Source organism: Flavobacterium sp. GW821-FHT12A05 (assembly GCF_058807735.1).
In genome coordinates this window covers 519,432-539,477 of the sequence record NZ_JBXAQY010000004.1, presented here as the reverse complement: position 1 = coordinate 539,477, position 20,046 = coordinate 519,432, and the positions used below count along the sequence as shown (strand labels likewise).

The window sequence follows — 20,046 nt, the reverse complement described above, 5'->3', positions numbered from 1 at the left end:
TTTATAAAATCTTAATACTTAACCCTTTTATAGTCTGCCAGCCTTCTTTATCTGTCAAACGGATCATGAAATGATAATCGCCCGGATCAATATCCTGCGGAATCGTGATTTCCTGAACGGCTTCGTAGCTTTTTAAACCCGCAGGAATGGTAACTGAATTGATGTACAGATAAGGATTAACAGGTTTTTTTATAGGAGCTGTTTCGCAGTCAGATACTTCGGTGCTGTGCGTATGATGGTCGAAGTTGTGATGAATATCCAGGCTATACGATCCTAAAGTGGCATTGTCGCTAAATTGAGCTCGGAATGTAATTTTCTGTCCACGTGTTATCTGACTGCACTGAATCGGGAATGCATTGGAAGCCGAAATATCGATTACCGGATATTCAGTATCAACTGCATCATTATCACTGCTGCAGGCTGTAAATACCAGAGAGCTGAGAACCAAAACGACAATTGTTTTTGCAGTTTTGATTCTGTTCCATTTGATTTGGACTTTTTTCATATAAATTATTTTGGGATTACTGTGCGAGAACAGCTTTTGATCGAATTTCAGAATAGGGCATAGCGGTTCCTGCTCAGAAACAAATGCACTAAGTAAAATTCAAATACATAACCCAATTGATTTAGGTTACGAAAGCGTGTTTTTGAGGTAAGAAAACGTCATTGCAGCAGTAAAACAAAGACTAAAATCCAAATTGAATTATAGTAGTTTTACTGGAATAAGTTTAGAAAAGTTATGGATTTTGCCAGATCTCAATGATAGTATAAAATCTTAAATCGTTGATTTTTTAAACACATAGAAACATAGTTCTAAAGGTTTTAAAAAGGCGTTTCACTTATTTAAACAAACAGAGAACTATGTGTTAAAATTATACCCAACAGTATACAAGATAATGTCCTGAATTAAAAACTCAATAAAAAAGCAAAAGCATAACATTCTGTTTAGGAATGACGATTTCTATTTAAATTCTGGGAGGAGCGCGAAGCGCAAATAGAGCACCTTTAAAGTAATTGGAATAACTTTTAGAATAGAAAGCAGTAAACGAAGTTACAAAGCTGCTTTTATAAAATTCAAAAGGTTCAAAAGTAAAAGAGGTAACAGGACTGAATTTAAAATGGCAAATAGCACATTCTTCAGAATGTTTTTGAATTTTAAATTCGGTTTTAGCTGTATGATGGAGCTGCGTCGTTTTATGGTCGAAACTGTGGCTGTGAATATGTTCATACGAATGGAGTACCGGAAACAATATTGCGAACAATACTATAAGCGGGAGAAGAAGATTAATAAACTTTAATTTCTTTTTCATTCAGATGAATTGCCGTTTGGTTAATGCGACAGAGTTGCAAATATAAAATTCTTATTTGTAAATGCAACAATGTTTCAGTAAAAAAACTTATTTAAAGAATAAAAATGAAAAATAGGCTGAAAAGAACAGCTTTTTGTAAGCTTCAGAGAAGCGAAATATTTATAGCAGAATAAAGGTCTAAAACATAAAGCTCCGTAGGAGCGACATATTTTAGTTATTTATATATGCCGCTCCTACGGAGCTTATTTTTAATTGTCTTATTTTATTTCTATAAATATTTCACCTTGCTGGGGTTTTAACGGATAAATAATTTATTATAAATATTCCATCCAACAAAAAAGCTGCCTTTTTGGGACAGCTTCTCTGGATTTTACAAGAACACTGTAAAATCACTATGGAAAACTTAGCTTTATTCTTTGTACAGTATGATAACGGCTTTATAACCCGTACCAACATTCCATTGACTTGATTCTATAACTTCTCCTTTATCATCAAAAACCTGAAATTCGGCTGTATTTGGCGAAGCTGAACCTTCATTCAAGGCTTCAAAATCAATTTTATTAATTCCTTTCACCAAATTTATTTTAAAACCTTTAAATTCTCCATCAAGTAAAACTTCGGGTTCGATTACTTTATCATTTAAAAGTACTCTAATCTTATCGCCGTCTACAAAAGCTGCATCACGATAACGAACCTTAGAATAAGTCGATTTTGTTACAAAACCTCCCAAATACTCATTTCGTCTGTAAAAGATCCCTTCAACGTTTGCTTCTTTTTTGTATAAAATGTTATTCTTAAAAAGATCATCAGGATTAATTTGTAAAACAATCGGGTCTTTTGGGATTGCCGGAGGTTCTGCGTTTGGCGAAGTTGCCGCCGGTGGTATTACTTCTTTAGTTTCTGAATTTTTAGACGGGATAGGCTGGTATTTTCCTTTCACTTCTTCTTGAGAATGTACCTGAAGGGAAGCGCCAAGTATAATTAAAAACAATATTTTTTTCATATTTTATTTTTTACAGATAATATAAATGCGGTATTATTTGAACACATTAGTTCTTGATTATAAAAACAGGTTATTGGGGCATTTATTGCCTTTGCAGTCAATTTTTTTGTGATACAAATAACTTAGGAAACGATCATTTTGAAAATGAGATAAACATAAACTTTGTTTCAAATTATAATATGAAACCTTTTTGGAGGTCTAATAATAATTTAAAAGGGATTGGTGGTAATAACTTTGGTAATGTTTTGATAGTTAATCATCTAAATAATTTTACGGACCAGAAACCGCTGCTTTTAACAGAAACTGGAAAACGGAAAATTTTGAAGAATTTAATTAAAAATAATTTCACTAGTAATTATGCTCATTCAGAATAAGAGTAGTAATTGAAAAACTCAAATTGCAGTAGATTAATAAGTATTTAAACTTTACAACTATGTCCCTACCTGACGAACTATACAATGTTAAATTTGCAGAATATTTCGAATCGATGAGAAAGATGTATTTAATCGATGATCGGTTTAAAACGATCTGCGATGACTATTGTAACAGCATTGTGAATGCTGAAATTTATAAGAAAAAATTTGAAAAAAATTTTCGTCAGCAATTAGAGTGTGAAAACCTGTCTAAGGAACTAGAAGAAGAAATCCTTTTTTATATTGTTAGAAACGGAGGTTCATAACAAACAGAACAGTTTTAAATATTAGTTGTAAAAGCGCTTCTTATAAGGGAGCGCTTTTTTTATGATATAAATCTTATTGGTAACACTACGCCTTAAATGTTAATATAATGTTTTAAATCTATTCGTTTTATTAATGTAAACGTAACCTTATCGACCTACCCTCAGTTCTAATTTTGGAGACATATTATAAAACAAACTACTGTAGTATATGTCATTTTTAAAATTTAGAACGCGCCGTAAGAAAACACTCCAAACCTGTTTTTCGGCCAATGCCTTTTTTCTAATAGATAATTCAAAAATGAACTGTTATGTATAAAGGTTATACAGATGAGGAACTTGTTGAATTGTTAAAACAAGGCCGGGATAAGGCTTTTGATGAGTTGTATTTTCGGTATCGGGATTTGCTTGTTCGGTTTGTTTATGCGCGAATGAAATCAATACCAATATCTGAAGAAATAGTTCAGGAAGTTTTCACCACCATTTGGGAACGACGCAAAACCATTCAGATACAAAAAAGCTTTATGGCTTATATATACACTTCGGTACGCTATAAAACGCTGGATTACATCAAATCACACTCGGTTACAGACCAATACATACAAGAAGTTTTAGACCGAAATACAGTGGTTTACAGCGCAGCAAATACAACTGAAGATTCTATTTATTATGAAGAACTTCAGGACGCGGTTGAAAAAGCCACCGACTTACTTCCTAAAAAAGCGAAAGAGGTTTTCATTCTCAGCCGCATTAAACATTATTCCAATAAAGAAATTGCCGACGAATTAAATGTGTCCATCGAAACGGTGAAGTATCACATTACCTACGCGCTGAAATTTATGCGGACTTATTTAGGAGAATTTAATTGACAAAGAAATCCCTAAAGTTAAATGACCGCTTTTTTCTTAACAAAAGCGTAACCTAACACGCCTACCCGAAATTTCTATTTCCAAGACATACTATTAAAGACATAAAGAAATTATAATGCCTGATAAATTAAAACAAGAAATACAACATTTTTTAGAGGGGAAGTATTCTCCAAAAGGACAAGAAATGTGGAATAAATGGTACGATCGTACTGATGAGGTTTCGGATATCGAAACGGTTCAGTCAGATCGTTCTAAACTCAAAAAAGAATTAAGACAAATAAAGAAAACAAATCAAGTTATTTCACTGCCATATAAAAACTGGGCGGTTGCAGCCTCTCTGGTTTTCCTAATTGGTTTATCCTTGTTTTTTTACCAATCGGCATCGGCTGTAGAGAACAGACAATATGCAACAAAACTGGGCGAACGCTCGAAAATAACCTTAAGCGATGGAACACAGATCTGGTTAAATGCCGGAAGTCTATTAAAATATCCAAAAGACTTTAAAGGCGATACACGCGAAGTTTATTTAACCGGAGAAGCTTTTTTTGATGTAGCCAAAGACAAAAAACATCCTTTTATAATTCACACCGATAAAATGGATACCAAAGTTCTCGGGACCAGTTTTAATGTTCAGGCTTATCCGGATCAAACAACACAAGAAGTTTCGGTTTTAACCGGAAGGGTAAACGTAAAATCGACTGTAACCGAGGAAAATGTATACGTAACTCCGGGGCAGAAAGTCGTTTTTAAATCAAAAAACAACAAACTTCAGGCTTTTAAAGATATTCCGATGAATTCTATTTCGCTGTGGCGGAAGAATATCATTGTTTTTGAAGATACCCCATTAACAGAAGTTGTTGCCACAATTAACCGAAACTATAATGTAGCAATCGAAATCAAAAATAAAAATTTAAATACACTCAAAATTAACGGCTATTTCAAAGACCTGTCTGCAGATCAGGTCGTGGCATTGGTATGCAATATCATCAATGCCAGCTATAAACTGGATGCAGGAGTTTATAAAATTGAATAGTTTTTACAGAGATGTTAAGGGTTATAAATTATAAGTTATGAATTATGAGTTAATCTAAAATCTAAAGTCTAAAGTCTAAAATCTACAATCTAAAGTCAAAAATCTAAAATTCTAAAACCCAAAACTATGAATGAAAAACAAATGCGGTACGTCGCAAAATGTCAGAGCATTAAAAAAGCTTTTAGGACAAAAGTAATCTTATTTATTGCTTTGTTTTTTACCGGATTAATACAAGCCGAAAATGTTGATTTTGATAAAAAAGTAACGTTAAAAGTAGAAAATGAAAGTTTAAAGAATGTTTTTCAAAAAATTGAAAATCAAGCCAACGTACACTTTATGTACGAATCAAACCAAGTTAATACCAACCAGAAAATAAGTTTAAAGCTTACTAATGTTAGCCTTGAGCAGGCATTAGATAAAATATGCGGTAATTTTTCGCTTCGATATGAAATTGTAAGCAATAATATCGTGATTAAAAAAACGCAGAAAGTTGCGGCATCAGATCAAAATAAAATTACCATTTCAGGTACTGTTTATGGCGGAGACGATAATATGCCATTACCAGGAGTTGGAATTAAAGACAAATTTTCAACCGCAGCTACCGCAACAGACTTTGACGGAACATTTAAACTGGAAGTAAATGCTGCCGAGGCACAGCTTATTTTCTCTTACGTAGGATATGTTACGCAGGAAGTAAAAGTAAGTCAGACTTCTACAATTACCGTAAAATTAGCAGCCGATGTAAAACAGCTTCAGGAAGTTGTGGTAATGGGATACGGAAGTGTGAAGAAAAATGAAGTTTTAGGATCTGTAGGTTCAGTTTCTATGAAAGAAGTTTCAAGCAGAACGTACAACAATGCCGGAGAATTATTGCAGGGAACTGTAGCCGGTGTTACGGTTATTAACGACGGTGGTGACCCAACGGCTTCGCCAACTATTAATATTCGTGGTATTGGATCCTTAAATGCCGAAACTCCGTTAATTGTTTTAGACGGAATCATTTACAGCGGTTCATTAAACACTTTAAACCCAAATGATATTGCTTCGATCAGTGTCTTGAAAGATGCGGCTTCTGCGGCAATTTATGGAGCAAGAGCTTCTGGAGGAGTTATTTTAATTACTTCTAAAAAAGGAGTTTCAGATCGTATTAATGTAAATGTAAATTATCAGGGAGGTTTTCAAAATGTAGCAAAAAAGCTTCATGTTTTAAACGCAGCCGAATATGCTGATGCCATGAATACGGCCAGAGATAATGCCGGATTACCTAGAATTCCTGCTTTTGATCCTGCTTTTGAACCAACAGCAAGAACAACAAAAACAAACTGGATGGATGAAATTTTCCGTACAGGAGAAATTCAGGATTTATCGCTTTCGGTAAATGGAAAAACAGAAAAATCAAATTTCTTTCTTTCAGGAAGTTACAGAAGAAACGAAGGGATATTATTAAATACTTTCGGGAATCGTTATACAGTAAGAGCGAACTCATCATTTAAACTGGCAGATAATTTTACCATTGGAGAAAATTTATCGTATTCCTTAACGGATGGGCAGACTGCAAATACAGCAAGTGCTTATACAGGAGCCATTTTAGCAGCTGTTTTTTATCCGCCAAATGCTACAATTTATAGAGAAGACGGTTCTGGACAATTTGGAGGAGTTCCGGAAAAATACATTGGTTCTTACGGAGACGTAATCAATCCGGTGGCGTATTTAAAAAGATTAGACAACAGAAATCCTGTTTCGACGGTATTAGTTAATCCGTATGCAGAGTGGGAAATCGTTCAGGGATTAAAAGTAAAAACAAACTGGGGTTATACCAGAATACAAGATAACGCAACAGATTTTGCGGTTAAAATTACAGAACCGGGAAAAATATTCGATTTCAACAGATTGACAAAAAAGTCCATGACGATTACGGATTTATTGAGCGAGCAGACTATTTCGTATGAGAAATCATTAGGGAAACATAATTTTAAAGCTTTAGCCGGATATACGTATCAGGAAACAAAAAGAGATTTTTATACCATTGAAGGAACTGGTTTTGATAACGAAGATCCATCACAGCGTTATTTATTAAATGCAAAATTAATCCAGCAGACAGGAGCAGGTCTGTCAGATGAAATTATCTCATCATATGTGGGAAGATTAAACTACGATTTCAATCAAAAATATTTATTCTCAGGAATTATACGCCGTGACGGAACTTCAAAACTATTATCAAATAACCGTTGGAAAGTATATCCGTCAGTTTCGGCAGGATGGTTAATTTCTGAAGAAGGATTTATGCAGGGGATTAACCCAATTGTAAGCAATTTAAAACTTCGTGCAAGCTGGGGACAAATAGGAAATTTAGGAAACCTTGGACCGTATCAGTTTAGTGTGCCTTTAACGCAGACTCAGGCTTTAATAGGAGCAACGCCAACTATTAATTACGGTTATGCAGAAAGCGAATTATCTAACCCAAATTTAAAATGGGAAAGCTCTGAGCAGACTAACTTAGGTCTTGATTTCACGATGTTCAACAATAGTTTGACAGGATCTGTAGATGCTTACGTGAAAAAAAATAAAGACATGTTAGTTCGTGACCAGTTGCCAGGAGTTTCAGGAACGCCTCTAGGAAGAATTGTAAACTCTGGAGATGTTGAAAATAAAGGTATTGAGATAAGTTTAACCTACCAAAAAACACGCGGCGAATTCAAATATGATATTACAGCAAATGCGGCATTTTTGAGCAACAAAATTGTTTCTATTAAAGACGATTTGACTTCATTAGAGCCTTTAAACTTAAGCAGAGTTCGTAGTTTGCCTTTGGCTAATATTTATCAGGTTGGAAGTCCGGTTGGCGCTTTCTACGGATATGCAACAGACGGATTATTTCAAAGCACGGCCGAAGCAAAAGCGTATGTAAATGCTAATGGCGTGGCGTATCAGCCAAATGCAGTTGCAGGAGATATTAAATTTAAAGATGAAAACGGAGATGGCGTTATCAACAACAGCGACAGAGTAGTATTAGGAAGTCCGTTCCCGAAAACAACATTCAGTTTAAACACCAATTTTAGATACAAAGGTTTCGATATGAATATCTTTTTAAGCGGTGCAGCAGGAAATAGTGTTTTCAACGCGGTTAAACACACGGGTTTAAATGCTTCTTTCCCAGGATATAACTTATTGGCTGATTCTAAAAATGCTTGGTCGCCAACGAATACAGATACTAATATTCCGGTACTTTCCTCAACAGACAACAACAATAACTTCGGACGAATCTCTGATTTTTATATTGAAGATGCTTCTTTCTTAAGATTAAAAAACGTTTCTATTGGTTATACGGTTAAAGAAAGCTGGCTGAACGGAAAAGCAAAATTGAGATTCTTTATCTCAGGACAAAACTTGTTTACGATTACCAATTATTCTGGAATGGATCCTGAAGTGGGGCTTAAAAACTTCGGAATGGACGTAGGTAAATATCCGCTTTCCCGCATTTATATGACAGGTGTCAACGCTACTTTTTAAAAAAATATAAAACTAACAAAATGAAAAATTTAAGTCTTTTATTATTGAGTTTTGTGCTTTTGGTAAGCACTTCAGCTTGCGAAAGCGAACTTGATGTCGTGCCTCAGGGTGCACCGTCAAGCGGTAATTTCTGGAAGACTCCGGCCGATGCAAAAGCAGGAGTAAATTCGATTTACGCTTTGTATTCTGATGATAATATGTACGGCCGCGGTTTCTTTTGGTTAAACAACGCCAGCGACGACATCGGAACAAAACCAAGACAAAATGCAGAACGTATCAAAAATTTTATTGTAGACGGAGCCGAATCTGATACGAAAGATATCTGGAGAATTCACTACGAAATCATGAAACGCTGCAACGACGTAATCCGTAATATTCCGAATATTCCATTAGACGAAAAAACAAAAAACGGAATGTTAGGAGAAGCATATTTCAACCATGCCGTAATGCATTTAGAATTGGCTTACCATTATGGAGATGATCGTGCGGGAATTCCAATTCAGGACAGAGCAAACCCAACAAACGTTTATGTGCCTCGTGCTAAAAACGTAGCAGAAAACTACGCTTACATCGCTGCCGATTTAATTAAAGCGGCTGATTTACTGCCGTATTTCAACGAGCTTACGCCGGATAATTACGGACGTGCCCATAAAACAGCGGCGTGGGGATATTTAGTTCGTACGTATTTGTATGCAAAAGACTATGATAATGCTATAAAATATGCCAATATGATTGTGGCAAGCGGTAAACACAAACTGCTTGATAATTTTGAAGACGTATTTAAAATTAAAAACAACTGGTCTACAGAATACATTTGGTCTGTAACGTCAAGTGCCGAAAACACTTCGATGGGTTCTATTTTTCCGGGAGTTTGTTTAGAAGATAAAGGCTGGGGAGTTTACAACGGCTGGGGAAATTTTTACCCTACGAAAGAATTGTTTGATACTTATGATCCAACAGATAAAAGAAGAAGCGCTACCATACTTCAAAAAGGAGATAAATTCACGTATTTTGGTGAAGTAGTTACTTTTAACGAAGGTAAAAATGTGGTAAGTTCAAGTAACAGAACAGGATATCAGTTTAAAAAATACATGGAGCCGTTTAGTTATCCAAAAACAGGTTCAGGAGCGGTTGATATTCGTTATGTAAATGCCAACGGTGACAAACCTTCAACAGCTTTAAACGTACCTCTTTTACGTTATGCCGATGTCATTTTAATGCTGGCTGAAGCAAAATTAATGAAAGGACAAAACGCAGATACCGAAATCAATATGATTCGCCGTCGTGCAGGTCTTGGAGATATTGCAGGAGCAACAATGGTCGATTTAAAAAGAGAAAGACGCTGCGAGTTAGCAGGCGAGTGGACAGACCGTCATTTCGATTTAGTACGTTGGGGAGATGCTAAGGATGCTTATGCTAAACCATTGCACCACTATAACGGAAGTGTAATTTATCCGGCTCGTAATTTCAATCCTGCTATTCACCATGTTTGGCCAATACCACCAGATGAAATCGCAGTAAGCAAAGGAGCTTTGTTTCAAAATAAAGGATGGTAAAAATTAATTAATAATTGACAATTGTTAATTATCAATTATCAATTATCAATTAACAACTAACCATTAACAATTTAATTAGTTTGTTTGTTTAGTTTTTTTTACGCTGCAGGCTTGTTGTGGAGTCTGCAGATTGTAAAAAAGAAAAATAAAAATCAGCATATACCATAAAACCAGTCTTTTTTAAAGGGCTGGTTATTATTATTTTTTTAGCCACAGATTAAGGGATTAAAAAGAATTTTTTCAGCCGCGAATTGCACGAATTTCCACAAATTTTATTCGCAAAAATCAAAAAATAATTCGTGGCAGAAACCTGTACATAAAATAATTCAAAAATCATTTCAATTCTCTTAATCTGTGGCAAAAAATAAACAGCTTTAATAAAAAATCATTTCAATGAAAAAAATATTCACCCTTTTTTGCCTTTCGTTTTTCCTGATTGTACAAGCTCAGGAATACAGTTCATCAAACATTCATTCGTATAACGATTATGCCAGTTCGCTTCCTTTTTACGGAGCGTATTCTAACGAAACGGGTGTTATCGAAGCCGATGTTTTTTTAGTTAACAACGAATTATTTGTAGCGCATACTTCAAAAGAAATTGCGCAGCACAATACCCTTAAAAGTTTATATCTGGAACCGCTTTCTTCAAAACTAAAGAATCTGGGAGCAAAAGCGTATCCAAGTAATAAACCTTTAATTTTAATGATTGATATTAAGTCGGATGCCGATTCGACTTTAAAAGTAATTGCCCAGCAGTTAAAAACCTATCCGGATATTATTGCCAATAAAAACATTAAAATTGTGATTTCCGGAAACAGACCAAATCCGGCGCAATGGACATCTTATCCTGAATTTATTTATTTTGACGGAAGGCTGAACGAAAACTACACAGCAGACCAATTGGCACGTGTAGAAATGATCAGTGAAGATTTGCATGAACTAACCGTTTGGAACGGAAAAGGTGTTTTAACACAAACCGATTTAGAAAAAATTCAGTCAACAATTAAAAAAGTCCACAATCAGAATAAAAAAATAAGATTTTGGGGAACACAGGATAATGTAAATACCTGGATGACATTGATGAATTTAAAAGTAGATTATATTGGAACAGATACGGTTTCAGAATTGACGCATTTTATCAATAACATCAAATCAACATTTTTCCAAAATACCGAATTTCATCAGGCTTACATTCCTAAAAATGCTTCGGCTTTCGCCAAAAAGAAACCTAAAAATGTTATTCTGTTAATTGGCGACGGAATGGGATTAACCCAGATTTATTCGGGTTACACGGCCAATAAAGGGCAGTTAAGCCTTTTTAATATTCCAACTCAGGGACTTTCTATAACCAAAGCATCAGACAGTTATATTACCGATTCTGCTGCGGGAGCAACGGCAATGGCAACAGGTCATAAAACCAATAACAGGTTTATAAGCGTTGACGAAAACGGAAAATCTTTGGAATTAATTACACAGCAATTAGCAAAGAAAAATTATAAAACGGCTATTATTTCTGCCGGAAATATTACAGATGCCACTCCGGCCGCTTTTTATGCACATCAGCCGGAAAGAAGTTACAGCGAGCCTATTGCCAATGATTTCTTATCGAATCCGTCGGATATTTTAATTGGGGGAGGACAGAAAGAATTTATATTGAGAAAAGACGGAAAAGACTTGTCTAAAGCATTGATTGAAAAAGGATATACTTTCTCAGATAAATTCAGTTCTCTGGATACCATTAAAAACAACAGATTTGTCGTTTTAGAAGATGCCGCCGTAGTTTCTATGAAAGACGGAAGAGGCGATTTCTTAACCAAATCATTGGCAAAAGCGACCAGTACTTTTGCAAAAACAAAAAATCCGTTTTTTATCATGGCCGAAGGCGCTCAGATTGATTACGGCGGACACCGAAATAATGTAGAATATGTGGTACGCGAAATGCTTGATTTTGACAAATTAGTAGGGCAGGCAATGGAATTTGTAGACAATAATCCGGAAACTCTTTTAATTGTAACGGCAGATCACGAAACGGGCGGTTTATCGTTAATCGACGGAAGTATCGAAAAAGGATACGTTCACGGAAGTTTCAGCACAAACGATCATACAGCAGTTCCGGTTCCGGTTTTTGCTTATGGCGCAGGCGCTCAAAACTTTATGGGCGTTTACCAAAACAACGAAATTTATACTAAGATTTTAGAAGCGCTTTTTAAAAAGTAATTCTCTATCTCTTTCAATAAAAGCCCCTGTTATTACAGGGGCTTTTTGTTTATTGTTTCAATTTTTTCCAATATAAGATCAATTCTTTGCTGTAAAGTGAGATCGCCCGAAATATCTAAAACAGGAAAATCGATTGAGGCTAACCAATTTTTGTGAGCCTGAAAATTTCTGTTGGCAATTCCGGTATGGTTATCATAATCGGCGGCCCATTCTATAAAATCTTCAAACTGTTTTATTCGGTCTGGATTTGTATAAATGACATTTCCATATCTTTCAAATTCTCTCTTTTTCAGCCGTTCCATTCTAATTGCCGGCGGAATCCATAAATACACAACCAGGTCATAATCAGGAAAAACATTTTCTCCCCATTGAAAAACAGAACCGCCCAGAATCCAGCTTTCTGAATTTTCGAGATCCATTTTTATTTTAGAATTTCTTTCTTCAAGATTTCTTTTTACAGTAAAAGGAATATCAGTGGTTTGCCAGAAATACGCATCACTGTCAAAATATTTTAAATTCAGTTTTTCTGCTAATGCGTTACCAGTTGTTGTTACGCCGCTTCCGGATGCGCCAAAAATATGGATTTTCATTTTTTATACTATTTATCGGGTCAATATTACAAAATCTTTTTAAGCGTTCGAGGCTGTATTTTCTGTAATTAAACTATAAAAAACATCAATTAATAATGGCTTTAAATGACATCTGAAAAATCATTATTTATTTTGATTATAAATTACCTGTAATCAGGTAATTTGTGTTTTTAACTATTTGATAATAAGTAATTTGGGTTTAATGTTTATTATTTAACATAACAAAAGAAAAGTTTTTCCTACTTTTAGTCCGATTTTTTAACAAAAGGTATCTTCTTAAAATACTGGATTTTAAACATTAATCTATGAGGAAAAAACTACTTATTGGATTGCTGATCTTATTTAGCAGTCTTTCTTTATTTGCGGCAAAAAACAATTTTAATATTCCTATTCCGGATTCAGAATATCAGGCATTGGTTGATTTTTATAAAGCAACTGGTGAAGCAAACTGGACCAATAAATGGAATACAAAAGAGAATAATTTACATGAAGTGCCGTGGTATGGCGTAACGGTCGAAAACGGACACGTTACAGCGATCAATCTTAACAACACCAGTAATATTTCTGGCGCAATTCCGGCTTCTTTTGGAAATTTGAAATTTTTAAAAACCCTTGCAATTTACGGAGGCAGTTATGCAAAAGACTTAAGCACAACCGATTTAAGTGTTTTTTCAGAATTAGAAGCTTTAGAATCCTTAGATTTAAGATACTGTAAGTTAAAAGGAATTGTTCCGTCATCATGGGGAAAATTAAAAAAACTTAAAACCCTATATTTAAGCAATAATGCCTTAACCGGATTAGCTCCGGAATTTGGGCAGATGGAAAGTTTAGTAACCGCCGAACTTTCAGATAACCAGATATCGGTTTTAATAAAAGAATTAGAGAATTTAACGGCTCTAAGGACTTTAAACTTAACCAGCAACAAAATCAATACGATTGCAGGATTATTACCAAGTAATGTAAGTCTAAGCCTGCATTACCAAACAGTTAGTATTGAAAATCTAACCTATAAAGGAACCGATTTAAAAATAGACAATCTGCCAAATATTGTTACTTATAACAGAACCAAAAATGATTTTTCTGCCAAAAGACAATTTGCGGTTTACGTTCGCGGCAGTGAAATTGGAAATGCAACAATGACTGCAGACGGCAGTTTGACCATTCCAGCATCTTATTTATCTTCTTTAAAAAATGGTGATGAAGTATACTTATATCAACAGTATGATTCTGGAACAGGAAGTGTTTCGTATTACAGCCGAGTTTATTTTACAAACGTAAAAGTAAATCAGCCGGGAGTTTCTACTATTGAATATCAGGCCTTAGTCGATTTTTATAATGCGATGGGCGGCAGTAACTGGAACAACAAATGGGACATTAACGAAAATAATTTAAGCGAAGGTGCCTGGACAGGTTTAAGTATCGAAAACGGACACATCACCGGATTAAATTTAAATAATACGAGCAATGTTTCGGGTTCGATTCCGGCTTCATTTGGGAATTTAAAATACCTTCGAAATCTTTCGCTTTATGCAGGAAGTTATTCTAAAAACCTTAGTACGACAGACTTAAATGTTTTATCAGAATTACAGTCTCTGGAAACGCTCGACATGAGATATTGCCGAATCGAAAGTGCAGTTCCATCTTCATGGAGTAAATTAAAAAAACTAAAAACAATCTATTTCTATAGCAATTCACTTAAAGGATTACCCGAAGAATTAGGAGAAATGGAAAGCCTTGTTACTTTAGAAGCTCCTTATAACCAAATAAAATCGATTCCGGCCTCTATAGGCAACTTGGCAAATCTTGTTACGCTGAATTTGTCCGATAATCAAATCGAGGTTATGGTCAAAGAATTGGAAAATATAACCACTTTAAAGACCTTAAATCTGGCAAGCAACAACATATCAAATATAGCGGCATTATTAAGCAGTTCGGTTAATTTACAGCTTCATTATCAAAACACGAATGTTGAAGGAATTGTATATACAGGAGCTGATTTAAAAGTCGAAAACCTGCCAAACACGGTTTATTATAACAGAACAAAAAATGACTTTTCGGCCAGAAGAGAATTTGGAGTGTATGTAGGAGGAAATCAAATAGGAAGTAACGTAACCGCTGCTGCAGACGGAAGCGTGACCATTCCTGCATCTTATTTAGCTTCTATCAAAACCGGAGATTCGTTCAATTTGTATCAGCAGTACGATTCATCAACAGGAAGTGTTTCCTATTATTCAAGAGTCAATTTTGTAAATGTAAAAGTAGATCAGCCAAAAATTCCGGATTTAGAATATCAGGCTTTGGTTGATATTTACAATGCAATGGGAGGAGTACGCTGGAACAATAAATGGAACATCGCCGAAAATAACCTGCACGAAGGTGCATGGTACGGAGTAAGTATTGAAAACGGACATATTACAGGTCTTAACTTTAATAATATTTCGAGTGTTTCGGGAGCAATTCCGGCTTCGATTTCCAACTTAACTTATCTTAAAAATCTATCTTTTTATGCCGGAAGTTACAGCAAAGATTTAAGCACAACAGATTTAAATGTTATTGGTGAATTAACGGCTTTAGAATCTATAGATTTTAGATACAGTAAAATTAAAGGTGATATTCCTGCATCGTGGAGTAAACTTAAACAACTAAAAACAGCTTATTTAGGTTACAACGCATTGACGGCTTTACCAACAGATATTGGTTTAATGGAAAATCTGGTAACGCTTGAAATTCCAAATAACCAGATAAAAGCCATTCCGGCATCGATAGGTAATTTGACCAAATTAGTAACACTTAATCTATCTGAAAATAAAGTCGGCGTGTTGATAAAAGAGCTTGAAAATATAGCTTCTTTAAGAACTCTAACCCTTTCAAATAACAGCGTTTCAGATATTGCAGGACTGCTTAACAGTCAGGTTAACTTAGCGCTGCATTATCAAAGTATAAATGTGGAAGGATTAGTTTATACAGGTGCCGATGTAAAAATCGAAACCCTGCCTAATATTGTTCATTACAACAGAACCAAAAACGACTTTTCGGCCCGCAGACCATTCGGAGTTTATGTAGGAGGAAATCAGGTTGGAAGTAATATTACGGCAGCAGCTGATGGAAGCGTTACCATTCCGGCTTCTTATCTGGCTTCTATAAAAACCGGAGATAGTTTTTATTTGTATCAGCAATACGACTCCTCAACAGGAAGTGTTTCGTATTATTCGACCGTTAATTTTGTAAATATAAAAGTAGATCAGCCAAAAATCCCAGATTCAGAGTATCAGGCATTGGTTGATTTCTATACGGTAATGAACGGTACAAAATGGAACAATAAATGGGAAGTTGCCACAAACAATTTACATGAAGGTGCGTGGTACGGCGTGAGTATCGAAAACGGACATATTACAGGTCTTAATTTAAATAACAACAGCAGTGTTACAGGAGCAATTCCGGCTTCGATAAAAGATTTAAAATATCTTAAAACACTTTCTCTTTATGGCGGCAGTTATACAAAAGATTTAAGCACAACTGATTTGAGTGTTTTATCTGAACTTGAAAATCTCGAATATTTAGATTTAAGATATACTAAAATTAAAGGCGATCTTCCAGCATCATGGAATAAGCTGAAAAAAGTAAATACATTATATTTAAATAACAATGCGCTTACTGCTTTGCCTGAAGATTTTGGCGGTATGGAAAGTTTAGTGACGGCGAATTTATCTTATAATCAAATAAAAACAATTCCCGTTTCAACAGGAAATCTGGCCAAATTAGCCACTTTAAATCTTTCTTATAATCAGATTGAAGTGCTTATTAAAGATCTGGAAAAAAATACTGCTTTACAGATTTTAAGTATTACAAGCAATAAACTTTCGACTATTCAGGCATTATTACCAAGTCAGGTAAATTTAGAATTGACTTCGCAAACCTTAAGTATTCCTAATTTTTTATATGAAGGAAACGATGTAAAAGTAAGCAATCTGCCAAATATAGTATTGTACAACAGAGCTTCGAATGATTTTTCGGCACAAAGACCTTTTAGATTATTCTTAAAAGGAAATCAGGTAGGAAACAATTTAAGAGTTGCCGGAGACGGAACCATAACCATTCCGGCTGATTATCTTTCGACCTTAAAAACAGGCGATGAGTTGTATTTGTATCAGGATTACGAAGGCGGTTCTGCCACTGCTTACGATTCCAGAGTTTATTTTACCAATGTAAAAGTGGATCAGCCAAAAATTCCGGATGCAGAATATCAGGCTTTAGTTGATTTTCATAATGCAATGAACGGTACAAACTGGTCTAACAAATGGGTTACTACAGAAAACAATCTGCATGAAGGCGCGTGGTATGGAGTAAGCATTCAAAACGGACATATTACAGGATTAAACCTTAATAATAATTCGAATGTTACGGGAACAATCCCGGCCTCTTTTGCCAATTTAAAATATTTAAAAAACCTTTCTTTATACGGAGGAAGCTATACAAAAAACTTAAGTACTACAGATTTAGCAATTTTCTCAGGACTTGAATCTTTAGAATCTTTAGACTTAAGATATACGAAGTTAAAAGGCATTGTACCCTCTTCATGGAATAAACTGCAGGCTTTAAAAACGTTGTATTTAGCTAATAATACTATAGAAGATGCAGATGAAGCTTTGGTGCATTTACCGCTTTTAAAAACAGTCGATTTTACCAATCAAACCATTACGATTCCAACAATCGAGGTTGGAGCAAACGAACTGGTTATAAACCTGCCAACGTTATCAACGTTTTTATTTAATGCAAACGGCGGTGTTATCAACAATAAAAACCATTTTACCCTTTTTATTAATGGTGTAAATAAAGCGTCGAACTATTCAAACAGCGAAGGAAAATTAATTTTTAAAGACATCGCTTTATTCGGAATCAAATTAACGGATCAGATTAGAATTGAACAAAACGACGGATCGGCTCAGGGAACAAGAATTAATTATACTCAGGTCATTTTTGGAAAACCATTAGCTGACGCTGAATTTGAAATTCTAAAGAAATTCTACGCAAGTACAAACGGAGCGCAATGGACTCAGAAATGGGATATTTCGCAAAACAAACTTCATGAAGTAAGCTGGTACGGAGTAGGAACAAGAGACGGACACGTAGTTTCGTTGAGTTTAGCGGCTAATAATTTATCAGGAACACTTCCTGCTGAGTTATCGGATCTGGCTTATTTAGAGACTTTAAACTTGCAGTCGAATGCCGTTGAAGGATCGATTCCGTCAGATTTAGGAAGATTGACAAATCTTAAAACACTTAATTTACAATCGAATAAATTTCAAGGAACATTACCTGTTTTGTCCGCGATTTCAGGATTGAAGAAAATTTCTGTTGCAGGAAACCAGTTCAAAGGAACAATTCCTGGGCATTTAAATGACTTCGAAAATATCGAACAAATCGACCTTTCAAACAATGGTTTTGATGCTTTAGAAAAGCCGTTTACGTATGATTTGGCTAAAGTGTACATCAACTTAAGAGGACAAGTTATTGCAAAAGATCAATATCTTTATTTAAAAGGCGACGAAATAGTAGTCGATCTTCCGGCTATTACCACATATAACGAAACAACGCAGGATTATGCAGGTAAATATCAATTTGAACTACAGGCAAATAACTTTAAAATTTCTGAAGCAACGGCGGTAGACAATACCATTACATTCCCTAATATTTCTGTTGCGAGTATTCCGGCTGGTGCTAAAATTGCGATTTGGCAGAAAAACGGAACTTCGCAGGGAACTTATTTGCAGTTTAAAGGAATTGCAGACGGTTCTGAAACGCCTTTAATAGCTTCGGAATATGACGCATTAGTTGCCTTTTTCCAAAGTGCAGGAGGTTCAGGATGGAAAGATGTTTGGGATACTTCATCAAACAATCTTCACGAAAAGAAATGGAAAGGAGTTACAACAAACGACGGACACGTAGTATCGATCAATCTTCCTGATAATAACTTAACTGGAAATATTAGTGCCGAAATTGGAAAATTCAGTGAGTTACAGAATCTGAATTTAGCTAAAAACAAACTGAAAGGAGCAATTCCTCAGAGTTTATCGCAAGTAACTAAAGTAAAAACAATCGATCTTTCTGAAAATGAATTGACAGGAATCGACGCTGCATTTTTACCAGCGGTGAGTTTTAAAATCGATCGTCAGAAAATTAATTTGGGAGAATTGCCTTTAAACTTAAATGCAGTTTTAAAAGACCAAAAGATCAATCATTACGATCATACGACTTCGGTTTTCAATGCCACTCAGTCGTATAATATGACCTTAAAAGACTATTTCCAGACTGTTTCGGTTACGGAAGAAGGCATTAAACTTATGAATATTTTAAGCGAATGGAATGTTCTAAACAACCAGACTTTAGAATTAAGACAAATTGCAGGAACTGCCAGAAACAGTGTATTGACGTACACAATTACGTATAGAGAAGGCGATTCTAATTTAGACGGAATCGTTAATATTCTGGATATTCAGTCGACTTTAAATTACACTTTAAGCCAGAAACCAAAATTCTTTAATTATGGTGCAGCCGATATTAATAAGGATAAAAACCTGAATGTACTGGATATTATTTTATTGATTAATAAAATTCAGGCAGGATCACTTGAAATTCCATCAAGTTCAAAACGTATGGCTTTAGCAGGAAATGAAGATGTTATTTTGAGTATTGAAGATAATACGCTTTATATCGACAATCAGGCCGCTTCGACAGCAGCATTTGATATTCGTTTAAAAGGCGGTAATAAAGCCGAAACAAAAGAGCTTCTTTCCAGTCTTGGTTACACTGTTTCAGTCGCAGAACGTGACGGAGAAATTAGTATTGCCGGTTTTTCTATGGATAAATCACTTTCGGGTAAACAAGCCATTGCAAAAGTTTCTTCTCAAACAACCATTGGTTCTGCTATGATTTCAAACGGAGAAGCAAACGCATTGAGCTATAAAATTGCAAAAACTTTGGGAGTTGGTGATATAGAAGCAAATGACGCCGTTTCAATTTCCAATTATCCAAATCCATTTACAGACAAAACGGTTATTCAATACCATTTAGCTGAAAATGCAGGAAAAGCGACATTAAAGGTTTTTGATATACAAGGAAGAACGGTTCATGTACAAGCTGATCTTGATGCAGCAGCAGGAAATCATGAATTTACATTCCAGCGCAAAAATCTTGCTTCGGGAATCTATTTCTACACGATCGAAGTTCAAAATGGAGCGAAACCGGGAATTTTTAAAGGAAAAATGTTAATACAATAAACTCA

Annotated in this window: 11 protein-coding genes; 7 read left to right on the top strand and 4 right to left on the bottom strand. The window is 35.1% G+C overall.

Translation table 11 applies throughout. The features are described 5' to 3' along the window. Window position 1: 1 nt before the first annotated feature. The 3 genes from AC1RRQ_RS11890 to AC1RRQ_RS11880 all read right to left on the bottom strand — a co-directional run bounded on the left by AC1RRQ_RS11890 (window position 2) and on the right by AC1RRQ_RS11880 (window position 2,313). On the bottom strand, window positions 2-505 hold the full coding sequence (locus AC1RRQ_RS11890; RefSeq protein WP_493023243.1) for a DUF4625 domain-containing protein: 504 nt from the start codon (window positions 503-505) through the stop codon (window positions 2-4). A gap of 460 nt (window positions 506-965) precedes the next feature. Further along, window positions 966-1,310, bottom strand: coding sequence for a hypothetical protein (locus AC1RRQ_RS11885; RefSeq protein WP_493023242.1), 345 nt, complete (start codon window positions 1,308-1,310; stop codon window positions 966-968). A gap of 409 nt (window positions 1,311-1,719) precedes the next feature. Beyond that, entirely contained in the window at window positions 1,720-2,313 is a 594-nt protein-coding gene (locus AC1RRQ_RS11880; protein ID WP_493023241.1) for a hypothetical protein, read from the bottom strand. A gap of 433 nt (window positions 2,314-2,746) precedes the next feature. Here AC1RRQ_RS11880 and AC1RRQ_RS11875 point away from each other — a divergent pair, with 433 nt between their 5' ends. The 6 genes from AC1RRQ_RS11875 (at window position 2,747) to AC1RRQ_RS11850 (ending at window position 12,174) form a co-directional block, all read left to right on the top strand. Continuing rightward, a complete protein-coding gene (locus AC1RRQ_RS11875) occupies window positions 2,747-2,992 on the top strand; it encodes a hypothetical protein (RefSeq protein ID WP_493023240.1) in 246 nt (81 codons plus the stop codon). 308 nt (window positions 2,993-3,300) lie between these two features. Continuing rightward, entirely contained in the window at window positions 3,301-3,858 is a 558-nt protein-coding gene (locus AC1RRQ_RS11870) for an RNA polymerase sigma-70 factor (protein ID WP_493023239.1), read from the top strand. 115 nt (window positions 3,859-3,973) lie between these two features. Next, window positions 3,974-4,891, top strand: a complete 918-nt coding sequence (locus AC1RRQ_RS11865; protein ID WP_493023238.1) for a FecR family protein — start codon at window positions 3,974-3,976, stop codon at window positions 4,889-4,891. Between the two features lie 126 nt (window positions 4,892-5,017). Continuing rightward, entirely contained in the window at window positions 5,018-8,401 is a 3,384-nt protein-coding gene (locus AC1RRQ_RS11860; RefSeq protein WP_493023237.1) for a SusC/RagA family TonB-linked outer membrane protein, read from the top strand. Between the two features lie 20 nt (window positions 8,402-8,421). Continuing rightward, window positions 8,422-9,957, top strand: coding sequence for a RagB/SusD family nutrient uptake outer membrane protein (locus AC1RRQ_RS11855; protein ID WP_493023236.1), 1,536 nt, complete (start codon window positions 8,422-8,424; stop codon window positions 9,955-9,957). Between the two features lie 393 nt (window positions 9,958-10,350). After that, entirely contained in the window at window positions 10,351-12,174 is a 1,824-nt protein-coding gene (locus tag AC1RRQ_RS11850; RefSeq protein WP_493023234.1) for an alkaline phosphatase, read from the top strand. A 32-nt stretch (window positions 12,175-12,206) separates the two neighbouring features. Here the strand turns inward: AC1RRQ_RS11850 and AC1RRQ_RS11845 are convergent, their stop codons facing one another. Further along, window positions 12,207-12,764: an ATP-binding protein gene (locus AC1RRQ_RS11845; RefSeq protein WP_493023233.1), complete on the bottom strand. Its 558-nt coding sequence runs from the start codon at window positions 12,762-12,764 to the stop codon at window positions 12,207-12,209. Window positions 12,765-13,069: 305 nt separating this feature from the next. On the opposite strand from AC1RRQ_RS11845, the gene AC1RRQ_RS11840 reads away from it, so the two are divergent. Next, entirely contained in the window at window positions 13,070-20,041 is a 6,972-nt protein-coding gene (locus AC1RRQ_RS11840) for a leucine-rich repeat domain-containing protein (protein WP_493023232.1), read from the top strand. The last annotated feature ends 5 nt before the right edge of the window (window positions 20,042-20,046 follow it).